5 protein-coding genes, 1 tRNA gene and 1 rRNA gene are annotated in these 13,375 nt (G+C 69.0%); 1 reads left to right on the top strand and 6 read right to left on the bottom strand.

Features of this window, described 5'->3' with window-relative positions:
- Nucleotides 1-203: 203 nt before the first annotated feature.
- Together DDW44_RS22985 and DDW44_RS22980 are read right to left on the bottom strand one after the other, a co-directional pair.
- A complete protein-coding gene (locus tag DDW44_RS22985; protein WP_017949986.1) occupies nucleotides 204-884 on the bottom strand; it encodes a response regulator in 681 nt (226 codons plus the stop codon).
- A gap of 306 nt (nucleotides 885-1,190) precedes the next feature.
- A complete protein-coding gene (locus DDW44_RS22980) occupies nucleotides 1,191-6,686 on the bottom strand; it encodes a HAMP domain-containing protein (RefSeq protein ID WP_208647998.1) in 5,496 nt (1,831 codons plus the stop codon).
- A 272-nt stretch (nucleotides 6,687-6,958) separates the two neighbouring features.
- Between DDW44_RS22980 and DDW44_RS22975 the strand changes: the two genes are divergently transcribed.
- Entirely contained in the window at nucleotides 6,959-9,613 is a 2,655-nt protein-coding gene (locus tag DDW44_RS22975) for a SpoIIE family protein phosphatase (protein WP_018888340.1), read from the top strand.
- A 92-nt stretch (nucleotides 9,614-9,705) separates the two neighbouring features.
- Here DDW44_RS22975 and DDW44_RS22970 read toward each other — a convergent pair.
- The 4 genes from DDW44_RS22970 to dapA all read right to left on the bottom strand — a co-directional run bounded on the left by DDW44_RS22970 (nucleotide 9,706) and on the right by dapA (nucleotide 13,300).
- Nucleotides 9,706-9,778: transfer RNA gene (locus DDW44_RS22970), tRNA-Thr, on the bottom strand.
- A 227-nt stretch (nucleotides 9,779-10,005) separates the two neighbouring features.
- Nucleotides 10,006-10,122 (bottom strand): 5S ribosomal RNA (rrf, locus tag DDW44_RS22965).
- 467 nt (nucleotides 10,123-10,589) lie between these two features.
- Nucleotides 10,590-12,275: a ribonuclease J gene (locus DDW44_RS22960; protein ID WP_108907572.1), complete on the bottom strand. Its 1,686-nt coding sequence runs from the start codon at nucleotides 12,273-12,275 to the stop codon at nucleotides 10,590-10,592.
- 125 nt (nucleotides 12,276-12,400) lie between these two features.
- The gene (gene dapA / locus DDW44_RS22955) at nucleotides 12,401-13,300 is read right to left on the bottom strand and encodes a 4-hydroxy-tetrahydrodipicolinate synthase (RefSeq protein WP_018891782.1); all 900 of its coding nucleotides are present in this window, start codon (nucleotides 13,298-13,300) and stop codon (nucleotides 12,401-12,403) included.
- Nucleotides 13,301-13,375: the final 75 nt, after the last annotated feature.

Genomic DNA, 13,375 nt, shown 5'->3' with positions numbered 1-13,375 from the left:
AAGGCCGCACCGCCGAGGATCGTCCTCCCACCGGTGCTCCCGGGCGATGGGGCACGGCGCCAGCGTGCGGTGCGGGGTGTCGCGGGCCGGTGACCCGCCCGGTCACTGCGCCTCAACAAGTCTCCGTGACCAGCGCTCTGCCAACAGGCCCTCAGGGCTGTCCCGTGGTCCCCGGCGGGCGCGCGGCGATGACGGGACAGCCCTCAGCTCTGCGACGGAAGCGTGGGCGAACCGGCGCCCGCTCCGGGCTCCAGGGCGTCCAGCGCCCTGCGCAGCCCGGTGAGTTTGCGCTCGAGGTGCGCCGCCGTGGCGACGGCCGCCGCGTCCGCCGACTCGTCGTCGAGTTGCTTGGACAGTGCCTCGGCCTGCTCCTCGACCGCCGCGAGCCGCGCGGACAGTTCGGCGAGGAGCCCCGCGGGCTCCTTGGTCTCGCCCGCGCCGTGCCCGCCGCCCTCCAGCTGGAGCCGGAGCAGGGCCGCCTGCTCGCGCAGTTGGCAGTTCTTCATGTAGAGCTCGACGAAGACGGAGACCTTCGCCCGGAGCACCCACGGGTCGAACGGTTTGGAGATGTAGTCCACCGCGCCCGCGGCGTACCCGCGGAAGGTGTGGTGCGGGCCGTGGTTGATCGCGGTCAGGAAGATGATCGGGATGTCCCTGGTCCGTTCCCGGCGCTTGATGTGCGCCGCGGTCTCGAATCCGTCCATTCCCGGCATCTGGACGTCCAGCAGAATGACCGCGAAGTCGTCCGTCAGCAGCGCTTTGAGCGCTTCCTCCCCTGACGATGCCCGAACCAGCGTCTGATCGAGCGCGGAGAGGATGGCCTCCAGCGCCAGCAGATTCTCCGGCCGGTCATCGACCAGGAGGATCTTGGCCTTCTGCACCATGCCTCGCCCTCCTCGCCCCGGCTTGGGGTCTCCCCAGCTCGATGAGCCGGAGGAGACACCGGGCACCGCCCCGAGGGACGACTCCCTTGCGCCGCCCGTCCTTGTGCCGGTCATGGTAGCCGCACCCCGCCCGTCGCCACACCCTGTCACCGCGATGTCACTGTGCACGTAGCAGAAACGCGGTGGGAGACGAGAAGGTTCCCCGGATCCCACCTCCCCACACGCCTTCGGGCACAGTCAGTCAGCGATCCATGAGAATCCGTACGGTCCGCAATCAGACTGTGATGCGCGGGCGGGCAACCCCCGTCACTTTCCGCGCATCCACTGCTCCATCACAGCGAGAAGATGATCGGGGTCGACCGGCTTGGTGACGTAGTCGGAAGCGCCCGACTCGATCGCCTTCTCCCGGTCCCCCTTCATCGCCTTCGCCGTGAGCGCGATGATCGGCAGACCGGCGAACTGCGGCATCCTGCGGATCGCCGTCGTCGTGGCGTAGCCGTCCATCTCGGGCATCATGATGTCCATCAGTACGACCGTCACATCGTCGTGCTGCTCCAGCACTTCGATCCCCTCCCGCCCGTTCTCCGCGTACAGCACGGACAGGCCGTGCTGCTCCAGCACGCTGGTGAGCGCGAAGACGTTGCGGATGTCGTCGTCGACGATCAGCACCTTCTCGCTGTGGAACTCGTAGCTGCGGCGCGGCTCCGCCCCCTGCTCCTGCGGGGACTGCCCCGTCCAGGACTCCTGCACGGATCCCGAAGCCGCCGTGGGCTGCCCGGGCAGCGCGTGCCGCAGGTCCGCGGCCCCCAGCGCCTTGCGGCGGCGGCGGAACAGCGTACCGGTGGCGCCGTTCGGCTCCCCCGCCGAGGGCTCCTGCGCCCCCTGCGGATGCTCGGCCGACGACGCGTCGCCCAGTGCCGGAGCCTGCGTCCCGGAACCGGGTACGAGCTGCGGGTAGCCCTGCGGCGGCAGTTCGCTCGGGTGCAGCGGCAGGTACAGCGTGAACGTCGAGCCGCGGCCCGGCTCGCTCGCCGCGTGGATCTCGCCGCCGAGCAGCCGGGCGATCTCCCGGCTGATCGACAACCCCAGGCCGGTACCGCCGTACTTGCGGCTGGTCGTGCCGTCGGCCTGCTTGAACGCCTCGAAGATCACCCGCATCTTGCTGGCCGCGATCCCGATGCCGGTGTCGGTGACCGAGAAGGCGATCAGGTCGCCGTCGGCGTCGCGCAGCGAACCGGCCTCCAGCAACTGCTCGCGGATCGACTGCGGCACATCCGCGCTCGCCGGCCGGATCACCAGCTCCACCGCGCCGGTGTCGGTGAACTTCACGGCGTTCGACAGAAGGTTGCGCAGCACCTGCAGCAACCGCTGCTCGTCCGTGTGGAGCGTCGCGGGCAGCTCCGGCGAGACCCGCACCGAGAAGTCGAGCCCCTTCTCCACCGTGAGCGGCCGGAACGTCGCCTCCACGTAGTCGACGAGCTGCACCAGGGCGATACGGGTCGGGCTGACGTCCATCTTGCCCGCCTCGACCTTCGACAGATCGAGGATGTCGTTGATGAGCTGCAGCAGATCCGACCCGGCCCCGTGGATCGTCTCGGCGAACTCCACCTGCTTCGGCGTCAGGTTGGTGTCCGCGTTGTCCGCCAGCAGCTTGGCGAGGATCAGCAGCGAGTTCAGCGGGGTCCTCAGCTCGTGCGACATGTTCGCCAGGAACTCGGACTTGTAGCGCATGGAGACCGCGAGCTGCTCGGCCCGCTCCTCCAGCACCTGCCGTGCCTCCTCGATCTCGGTGTTCTTCACCTCGATGTCCCGGTTCTGCTGGGCCAGCAGCTCGGCCTTCTCCTCCAGTTCGGCGTTGGAGGACTGCAGCGCCTTCTGCCGGTTCTCCAGTTCCTCCGAACGCTCCCGCAGCTGCTCGGTCAGCTCCTGGGACTGCTTGAGCAGCACCTCGGTCTTGGTGTTCACGCTGATGGTGTTGACGCTGGTCGCGATCATCTCGGCGATCTGGTTCAGGAAGTCGCGCTGGATCTGGGTGAACGGCTGGAACGAGGCCAGCTCGATCACCCCGAGCACCTTGCCCTCGAACAGCACCGGCAGCACGATCACATGCGCCGGCGACGCCTCGCCGAGCCCCGACGAGATCTTCAGGTACCCCGGCGGGACATTGACCTGGATCGTCCGCTTCTCCTCGGCCGCCGTGCCGATCAGGGTCTCCCCCGGCCGGAACGAGGTGGGCATCAGCCCGGCGGAGTAGCCGTAACTGGCCCGCATCACCAGCTCGTACGAGCTCTCACCGCCCGAGCCCAGCTCGTCCCCGCCACCGGTCGGCATGGCCAGGAAGAACGCGCCGTGCTGCGCCGAGACCACCGGTGTCAGCTCGCTCATGATCAGCGAGGCGACGTCGTCGAGGTCCCGCCGGCCCTGCATCAGACCGGAGATGCGGGCCAGGTTGCCCTTCAGCCAGTCCTGCTCCTCGTTGGCCAGGGTGGTGTCGCGCAGATTGGCGATCATCGTGTTGATGTTGTCCTGCAGGACCTGGATCTCGCCCGCCGCGTCCACGTCGATCTTCAGGTTGAGGTCGCCGCGGGTCACCGCGGTGGCGACGGCGGCGATCGCGCGCACCTGCCGGGTCAGGTTCCCGGCCATCTCGTTCACGGACTCCGTCAGGTCCCGCCAGGTGCCGTCCACGTCACGCACCCGCGCCTGGCCGCCGAGCATGCCGTCCGTGCCCACCTCCCGGGCCACCCGGGTGACCTCCTCGGCGAACGACGACAGCTGGTCCACCATCGTGTTGATGGTGTCCTTGAGGTCCTGGATCTCGCCGCGCGCGTCGATGTCGATCTTCTTGGTGAGATCGCCCTTGACGATGGCGGTGGTGACCGTCGCGATCTGCCGCACCTGCCCGGTCAGGTTGGACGCCATCGAGTTCACCGACTCGGTGAGGTCCTTCCAGGTACCCGCGACGCCCGGCACCCGGGCCTGGCCGCCGAGGATGCCCTCGGTGCCCACCTCCCGCGCCACCCGCGTGACCTCCGCCGCGAACGACGACAGGGTCTTCACCATGGTGTTGACGGTGTCGGCGAGTTCCGCGACCTCGCCGCGGGCCTCGACCGTCACCTTCTTCGTCAGATCGCCGTTGGCGACCGCCGAGGACACCCTGGAGATGTTCCGCACCTGGCTGGTCAGGTTGTTGGCCATCAGGTTGACGTTGTCGCTGAGGTCCTTCCAGATTCCCGTGACGCCGCGGACCCGGGCCTGGCCGCCGAGGATGCCCTCGGTGCCCACCTCCCGCGCCACCCGCGTGACCTCGTCGGCGAAGTTGGAGAGCTGGTCCACCATCGTGTTGACGGTCGTGACCAGCTCCAGGATCTCGCCCTTGGCGTCGACCGTGATCTTCTTCGACAGGTCGCCCTTGGCGACCGCCGTCGTCACCTCGGCGATGTTGCGCACCTGGCTGGTCAGGTTGTTCGCCATGAAGTTGACGGACTGGGTGAGGTCCTTCCAGGTGCCGGAGACTCCCTGCACCTCGGCCTGGCCGCCCAGGATGCCCTCGGTGCCCACCTCACGGGCCACCCGGGTGACCTGCTCGGCGAAGTTCGAGAGCTGGTCCACCATCGTGTTGAGGGTGTTCTTCAGCTCCAGGATCTCGCCGCGCGCGTCCACATCGATCTTCTGCGACAGATCACCGCGCGCCACCGCCGTGGCGACCTGGGCGATGTTGCGGACCTGGGCCGTGAGGTTCCCGGCCATGCCGTTCACCGAGTCCGTCAGGTCCCGCCACACACCGGCCACGCCCGGCACCTGCGCCTGACCGCCGAGGCGCCCGTCCGTGCCCACCTCACGGGCCACCCGGGTCACCTGCTCGGCGAACGCCGACAGCTGGTCCACCATCGTGTTGATGGTGTTCTTCAGCTCCAGGATCTCGCCGCGCGCGTCCACATCGATCTTCTGCGACAGATCACCGCGCGCCACCGCCGTGGTCACCTGGGCGATCTGACGCACCTGCGACGTCAGATTGCCGGCCATGAAGTTGACGGAGTCGGTGAGCTCCTTCCAGGTCCCGGACACTCCGTCGACCCGCGCCTGGCCGCCGAGCCGGCCCTCCGTCCCCACGTCCCGGGCCATGCGCGTCACCTGGTCGGCGAACGAGGACAGCTGCGCCACCATCGTGTTGACGGTGTTCTTCAGCTCGAGCATCTCGCCCGCGACGTCGACCGTGACCTTCTGCGACAGATCGCCGTTCGCCACCGCCGTCGTCACCTGCGCGATGTCCCGCACCTGGCCGGTGAGATTGCGGAACGCCGTGTTCACCGAGTCGGTCAGGTCCTTCCACGTACCCGCAGCGCCCGGCACCGCTGCCTGACCGCCCAGCCGGCCCTCGACGCCGACCTCCCGGGCCACCCGGGTCACCTCGGAGCCGAACGACTGCAGCTGGTCCACCATGGTGTTGACGGTGTTCTTCAGCTCGAGCATCTCGCCCGCGACGTCGACCGTGACCTTCTGCGACAGATCGCCGTTCGCCACCGCCGTCGTCACCTGCGCGATGTCCCGCACCTGCGTGGTGAGGTTGCGGAAGACGGTGTTGACCGAGTCGGTGAGGTCCTTCCAGGTGCCCGCAGCGCCGGGCACCTGCGCCTGGCCGCCGAGCAGGCCCTCGGCACCGACCTCGCTCGCCACCCTGGTCACTTCGTCCGCGAACGTGCGGAGGGTCTCGGTCATCTGGTTGATGGTCTCGGCCAGCTGGGCGACCTCGCCCCGCGCGCTCACCGTGACCTTCTGCGACAGATCGCCGTTCGCGACCGCCGTCGTGACCTCGGCGATGCCCCGCACCTGAGAGGTCAGATTGCCCGCCATCGTGTTGACGGAGTCGGTGAGGTCCTTCCACACGCCGGCGACGCCCGGCACCACCGCCTGGCCGCCCAGCTCGCCCTCCGTACCCACCTCGCGGGCGACCCGGGTCACCTCGGAGGAGAACGAGGACAGCTGGTCCACCATCGTGTTGACGGTGTTCTTCAGCTGGAGCATCTCACCGGCGACGTGCACGGTGACCTTGCGCGACAGATCGCCCTTGGCGACCGCCGTCGTCACCAGGGCGATGTCCCGCACCTGAGCCGTCAGCCGGTACGCCATGGTGTTCACGGAATCCGTGAGGTCTTTCCAGGAACCGGACATACCGCGCACCTGGGCCTGGCCGCCGAGCTTGCCCTCGGTGCCGACCTCCAGTGCGACCCGGGTCACTTCGTCGGTGAACGCGGACAGCTGGTCCACCAGGTTGTTCACCGTGCGCGCGACCTTCAGGAACTCGCCACGCAGCGGCCGCACCGCCCCGTCCGAGCCGTCCGCCGCGTGCGACCGGAGCTCCATGCGGTGCTCCAGATCACCCTCCGCCACCGCCGACAGCACCCGGCCGACCTCCGACACCGGCCGCGCGAGGTCGTCCACCAGTTCGTTGGACGCCTCGATCGCGGCGGCCCAGGAGCCCTCGCAGGCGCCGGGGTCCAGCCGCTCCGTGAGTTTCCCCTCACGGCCCACGACACGCCGGACACGCGCGAGCTCTCCGGTCAGATGCAGATTGCGGTCCGCGACCTCGTTGAAGACGGCGGCGATCTCGGCCATCACCCCGTCGCCAGAGACAGTCAGCCGCTTGCGGAAGTTCCCGTCCCGCATGGCCGACAGGGCGGCGAGAAGCCGGTTCAGGGCCGCGGTGTCCACGGGGGTCGTTCCCCCACGTGACTGATTCCTCCGGGACTGTCCGCCTTGTGCGCGCGTGCCCGCGCCACGCGACGTTGCACCAGACTCCACCGTGTCCCTCCCGCAGGGGTTGACCGTATTGCTCGGGCTGTCTCAGGAAGCTTGCCCAGTGTTTCACCGCGGCCGAACCAGGCCATAACAGTTCGGCAGCTTCGCATAGCGTCCCCACCCCTGTAAGGCGGAAACGGCGGTGACCGGCATCCGCTCGGACAGCGAAGGTAAGTAACCTGGCATCCGGCTGTCCAACCGCCCCGGTCGCCCGGCGGGGGGCGGCATGGCGCAAGGACTACCAGACCGGGCACCGGGAGGGGCGGACATCGACCATGGCCGAGCCGGGCGTCGAGACGCGTACGAGGAGTTCCGAGATCACCGCACGGGCGGCTGCCAGCTTCGATCCGGTCGGGCGGTCGGTGGCCACGGCGCGCGCGTTCGTCCGCGACACCCTCCAGGGCTGGGGGCACTCCGACGTCGTCGACGACGCCGTCGTCCTCACCAGTGAACTCGTCACCAACGCGGTGATCCACGCCGGTACCGCCGCGGACGTGCTCTGCCTGCGCACCGCGGAAGGCGTACGGGTCGAGGTCGCCGACCGCTATCCGGAACGCGAGATCCCCATGCAGGGCGGCAGCAGGGCCGTCGCCCATCCCGACCGGGAGAACGGACGCGGACTGCTGCTCTGCGCCGCCCTCGCCTCCCGATGGGGCGTCGAGTACACGCCGACCCGCAAGCACGTCTGGTTCCAACTCGACCTTCCGCAGCGCACCGTGGGAACCCGCTCGGCGGGTCCGGTCCTCCCGGTCGACCTCCTCCCGGTCGCCGACGAGCGCGTCCGCGTCGCCGTCGTCCAGATCGACCGCAACGGTGCCGTGGGCTCCTGGAACGACGACGCCGAGCACCTCTTCGGGTACCCGGCGGACCAGGTGATCGGCAAACCGCTCGGCGACCTCGCCGCCTGGCCGCACACGCCCGGCATCGGCACCGGCCTCGCCGAGGCGCTGCAGCTCTCCCGCTGGGAGGGCAGCTACGGCATCCGCGGCACGGACGGCCGGGTGGTCCCCGTCTACGCCTCCCACCTCCGCGTGCGCGACACCCAGGGCGAGGCGTCCACCGTCTGCCTGCTGGTGCGCGACTACGAGCGGGCCGTGCTCCAGACGCCGACGCGTGCCCCCGCGGCCGACGGCGCCGGCCACGACCACCGCAGCGCCGATCCCTTCGAGGTCTTCATCGGCTCCCCGGCGCCGGACGACCTCGACGGCCTCCTCCAGCGCACGGTCGAACGCGCCCGCGACATGCTCGACGGAGACGCGGCGTTCCTTCTCCTGGCCACCGACGACGAGACGGAACTCGAGGTACGGGCCACCACCGGGCTCCCCTCGGCCCGCCAGCGCTTCGCCCGTGTCCCGGTCGAGGCGGGGACGGGCCGGTACGGCTCGGCCCGCATGCCCGCCGTCCACGAGGACCTCACCTCGGTCCCCGGAGCCGTCCCGCTCCTCGGCGGCACCGGCATGCGTTCCGTCGTCACCGTCCCGCTGAAGGTCGAGGGCAGGCTCACCGGCTCCCTCGGCGTCGCCGCCGAGGCCTCCGGCCGCTACTCCAACGAGGAGGCGCTGCGCCTGCAGTTCGCCGCCGACCGCATCGCGCTCGCCGTCGAGTCCGCACGTCTGGGCGAACTGGAGCGTCTGCGCCGGGGCTCCCTCAGCTTCCTCGTCGAGGCCTCGGACCTGCTGGCGGGCACGCTGGACCGCGACCAGACGCTGGCTCTCATGGCGCAGATGACGGTGCCGACGCTCGCCACCTGGTGCGCCGTCTACACGATCTCCGACCAGTCCTCCGAGCCGTACCTCTCGTACGTCCTGCACGAGGACGAGGACCGCATCGACGGCCTCAAGGCACTGCTCTCCAAAATCGACCCGCCGGACCCCGTTCCGACGCCCGGCGCCCGCGTGTGGACCGCCCCGGCCCACGCGGCGCACCAGGCCGCTCTGCGCACGTCCATGCGTGAACTCGGCCTCGGCGCCACCCATCTGTCGTCCGGGATCGGCACGACCCTGGCCACGGCCTCCGCGGTCGGCGGCGAGACCGTGGTCCTTCCCCTCGTCGCCCGGAACCGCGTCATCGGCATGCTGACGCTGGGCAAGCCGTCCGACGACCATTTCCGCCAGGAGATCCTGGAACTGGCCGAGGACCTGTCCCGCCGGGCCGCCCTCGCCCTGGACAACGCCAGGCTCTACTCCGAGCGCACGGCCATCAGCCAGTCGCTGCAGCGCAGCCTGCTGCCGCCGGGCCTGCCGCAGGTACCGGGCGTGGAGGTGGAGGTCATCTACCGCGCGGCCGGCGAGGGCAACGAGGTCGGCGGGGACTTCTACGACCTCTTCCCGATCCGCGACGGGGCGTACGGATTCGCCATCGGCGACGTCTGCGGCACGGGCCCGGAGGCGGCCGCGGTCACCGGCCTCGCCCGCCACGCCCTGCGCCTGCTCGCCCGGGAGGGCTTCGGCGGTCCGGCGGTGCTGGAGCGCCTCAACGCGGCCATCCTCGACGAGGGGTCCCGTAGCCGCTTCCTCACCCTGCTGTACGGCGAGCTCTGGCCCCAGGAGGACGGCTCGGCGCTCCTGAAGGTGGTCTGCGCCGGACACCCGCTACCGCTGCGGCTGCGGCAGGACGGCTCCGTGGAGCCCGCGGCGGAGCCCCAGCCGCTGCTGGGGGTGATGGAGGATCTGGAACTGTACGAGCAGACCGTCACGCTCGATCCGGGCGACGTGCTCCTCTGTGTCACCGACGGCGTGACGGAACGCCGTGAGGGCACCCGCATGCTGGGGGACGACGGTCTGACCGATGTGCTGACGACGTGCACGGGCCTGACGGCCGGGGCGGTCGCGGCACGGGTGCTGCGCGCGGTCGAGCGTTTCGCGGCCGAGCCGGCCTCGGACGACATGGCGATCCTCGCGATGCGCGTCCCGGAGCCGCACGGCACCTGACGGGACGTGAAGGGAACCGCCTTCAACGGACGAGACCACGCACACACGAAACTGGCCCCCCGCCTCCGGGCGGGGGGCCAGTTTCCGTTCGGAGCCCCCAAACGGAATCGAACCGTTGACCTTCTCCTTACCATGGAGACGCTCTACCGACTGAGCTATAGGGGCCTGTTGCCTCATCGCGGGCTTCCGCTCGGCAACGGAATGAAGCATACCCCGAGCTGACGTGTGCTCCTAATCAGGCCGGGGACGTCTCTCTGAGTCCGCGTCAGCGATGAGCTGCTCCTCACATGGCCGGCCGGAAGGGGCTCCCCGTGCCGTACAGAGAAGCGGTTCGGCAACGCAAAAAGGCCTCAACCCCCGAGTTTCCACTCGGGGGTTGAGGCCCAATGATTGTTCGGCGGCGTCCTACTCTCCCACAGGGTCCCCCCTGCAGTACCATCGGCGCTGAAAGGCTTAGCTTCCGGGTTCGGAATGTAACCGGGCGTTTCCCTAACGCTATGACCACCGAAACTCTATACAGCGTCCTCGCTGTGTTATTCAAAGGAACCACGACCAACCGAACCGAAAATGATCCGGATGGACGGGGTTATCAACATATCTGGCGTTGACTTTTGGCACGCTGTTGAGTTCTCAAGGAACGGACGCTTCCTTCGTACTCACCCACAGAACACTCTCTGAGGCTTTCCTCCGGGCGCTTCCCTTCGGTGTTTCCAACCCTACCAGATCCGTTTTCCGTTCCGTTCCCGGTTCGGAATCCATTTCCAGTGGCCGTTGGAGGGCCTTTCGCCTTTCGGCTGCCTTTCGGCGGTTCCGACTTTATCAGAGATTCCGAGTCGGATTTCCGCGCCGTTCTGGAAGCCTTTCGAGCGCACACCGGCGCATCGGGTTTCCCTCGGGCGGAGACGCCAACGTACTGGAGCGGGGCGGCCCGATGCAAATCGAGGGCCGCCCCGCTCCCAGCGCGGCCGACGAACCGTCAGACCTCCACGACCACCGGCAGGATCATCGGTCGGCGACGGTAGGTGTCGGAGATCCACTTGCCGATCGTGCGGCGGATGAGCTGCTGGAGCTGGTGGGGCTCGGCGACTCCGTCGGCGGCGGACTTCTGGACGGCTTCCTCGATCCTGGGGATCACCGCGTCGAAGGCCCCGTCGTCGATTCCGGATCCACGCGAGTGGATGTGCGGCCCGCCCACGATCTTCCCGGTCGTGGAGTCGACCACGACGAAGACCGAGATGATGCCTTCCTCTCCGAGGATGCGGCGGTCCTTCAGCGAGGCCTCGGTGACATCGCCGACGGAGAGACCGTCCACGTAGACGTACCCGGCCTGGACCTTGCCGCTGATCCTGGCCCTGCCGTCGACCAGGTCGACGACCACCCCGTCCTCGGCGATCACGATGTGGTCCTTGGGGATACCCGTCAGCGCTCCGAGCTCGGCGTTGGCGCGGAGGTGGCGCCACTCGCCGTGGACCGGCATCAGGTTCCTCGGCTTGCAGATGTTGTAGAAGTACAGCAGCTCGCCGGCCGAGGCGTGGCCCGAGACGTGGACCTTGGCGTTGCCCTTGTGGACGACGTTCGCGCCCCAGCGGCTGAGCCCGTTGATCACGCGGTAGACCGCGTTCTCGTTGCCCGGGATCAGCGACGACGCGAGGATCACCGTGTCGCCCTGCACGATCCGGATCTGGTGGTCCCGGTTGGCCATCCGGGACAGCGCCGCCATCGGCTCGCCCTGGGATCCGGTGCAGATCAGCACGACCTTGTCGTCGGGCAGGTCGTCGAGCGTCTTGACGTCCACGACGAGCCCGGACGGCACCCTGAGGTACCCGAGGTCGCGGGCGATGCCCATGTTGCGGACCATGGACCGGCCGACGAAGGCGACCTTGCGGCCGTACTCGTGGGCCGCGTCCAGGATCTGCTGCACCCGGTGGATGTGGCTGGCGAAGCTGGCGACGATGATGCGCTTCCGGGCGTTCGCGAAGACCCCGCGCAGTACGTTGGAGATGTCCCGCTCGGCCGGTACGAAGCCGGGTACCTCGGCGTTCGTGGAGTCGGACAGCAGGAGGTCGATGCCCTCCTCGCTCAGACGTGCGAATGCGTGCAGGTCCGTCAGGCGCCCGTCCATCGGGAGCTGGTCCATCTTGAAGTCGCCCGTGTGCACGACCAGCCCCGCGGGGGTGCGGATGGCGACCGCGAGGGCGTCCGGGATGGAGTGGTTGACCGCGACGAACTCGCAGTCGAAGGGACCGACGTCCTCGCGCCGCCCCTCCGCGACTTCCAGGGTGTACGGACGGATGCGGTGCTCCTGGAGCTTGGCCTCGATCAGGGCGAGGGTCAGCTTGGAGCCGATCAGCGGGATGTCCGGCTTGAGGCGGAGGAGGTAGGGCACCCCGCCGATGTGGTCCTCGTGGCCGTGCGTGAGCACGATGGCCTCGACGTCGTCGAGCCGGTCCACCAGGGTGGTGAAGTCCGGCAGGATCAGGTCGACGCCGGGCTGCTCCTCCTCGGGGAAGAGGACGCCGCAGTCGACGATCAGGAGCCGGCCGTCGTACTCGAAGACGGTCATGTTGCGGCCGATCTCACCGAGACCGCCGAGCGGTGTGACGCGCAGGCCACCCTTGGGGAGCTTCGGCGGAGCGCCGAGTTCGGGATGCGGATGACTCAAAAGACTCTCCTCACTACACGCGCCACGTACCGCTTGGGCACGTGGCGCGCATGACATTCGTGCACTTGCTGTTGTCGTCTGGTCGTTCGTATTCAGTTGAACGTATTCAGTTGTGAAGTCTGTGGTTACAGCTGTACCCCGCCGGCCGCGAGATCGATCTTCAGCTGGGCGGTCTCGGCCTCGCTGAGCTCGACGAGCGGAAGCCGGAGCGGGCCCGCGGGCAGTCCCTGGAGGGCGAGCGCGGCCTTGCTGGTGATGACGCCCTGGGTGCGGAACATGCCGGTGAAGACCGGAAGCAGCTTCTGGTGGATCTCGGTCGCCTTCTGCACGTCACCCGCGGTGTAGGCGTCGACCAGGGCACGGAGCTCCGGGGTGACGACATGGCCGACCACGGAGACGAAGCCGATGGCGCCCACGGACAGCAGGGGGAGGTTCAGCATGTCGTCGCCCGAGTACCAGGCGAGCCCGCTGCGGGCGATGGCCCAGCTCGCACGGCCGAGGTCGCCCTTGGCGTCCTTGTTCGCCACGATCCGCGGGTGGGCCGCGAGGCGCACGATCGTCTCGGTGTCGATCGGGACGCCGCTGCGGCCGGGGATGTCGTACAGCATCACCGGGAGCGCGGTGCTGTCGGCGATGGCCGTGAAGTGCCGGTACAGGCCCTCCTGCGGGGGCTTGTTGTAGTACGGCGTGACGGCCAGCAGGCCGTGCGCGCCTGCGCGCTCGGCGGCACGTGCCAGCTCGATGCTGTGGCGGGTGTCGTTGGTACCGATCCCGGCGACCACGTGCGCCCGGTCGCCCACCGCCTCCAGGACGGCACGGACGAGCTGGTCTTTCTCCGCGTTGCCGGTGGTCGGGGACTCACCGGTGGTGCCGTTGATGATCAGGCCGTCGTTGCCTGCGTCCACCAGGTGGGTGGCGAGCCGCTGCGCGCCGTCGAGGTCGAGCGCGCCGTCCGCCGTGAACGGCGTGACCATGGCGGTGAGGACCCGCCCGAAGGGGGTCTGCGGAGTCGAGATCGGTGCCATGGGTAACACGCTACTCGCTGCCCTGCGCGGAAGGTCCCCTCGGGGGACGTGACGTATCCCTGCCCAGTGGAGCCC

It is taken from the genome of Streptomyces tirandamycinicus (assembly GCF_003097515.1).
In the GTDB taxonomy this organism is placed as follows: domain Bacteria; phylum Actinomycetota; class Actinomycetes; order Streptomycetales; family Streptomycetaceae; genus Streptomyces; species Streptomyces tirandamycinicus.
This window is presented reverse-complemented; position numbering and strand designations above follow the sequence as displayed.

Bases quoted from the DNA above. Each gene is read 5' to 3' on its own strand.
- DDW44_RS22985 (WP_017949986.1), bottom strand. From the start codon at position 884: ATGGTGCAGAAGGCCAAGATCCTCCTGGTCGATGACCGGCCGGAGAAT.
- DDW44_RS22975 (WP_018888340.1), top strand. From the start codon at position 6,959: ATGGCCGAGCCGGGCGTCGAGACGCGTACGAGGAGTTCCGAGATCACC.
- dapA (WP_018891782.1), bottom strand. From the start codon at position 13,300: ATGGCACCGATCTCGACTCCGCAGACCCCCTTCGGGCGGGTCCTCACC.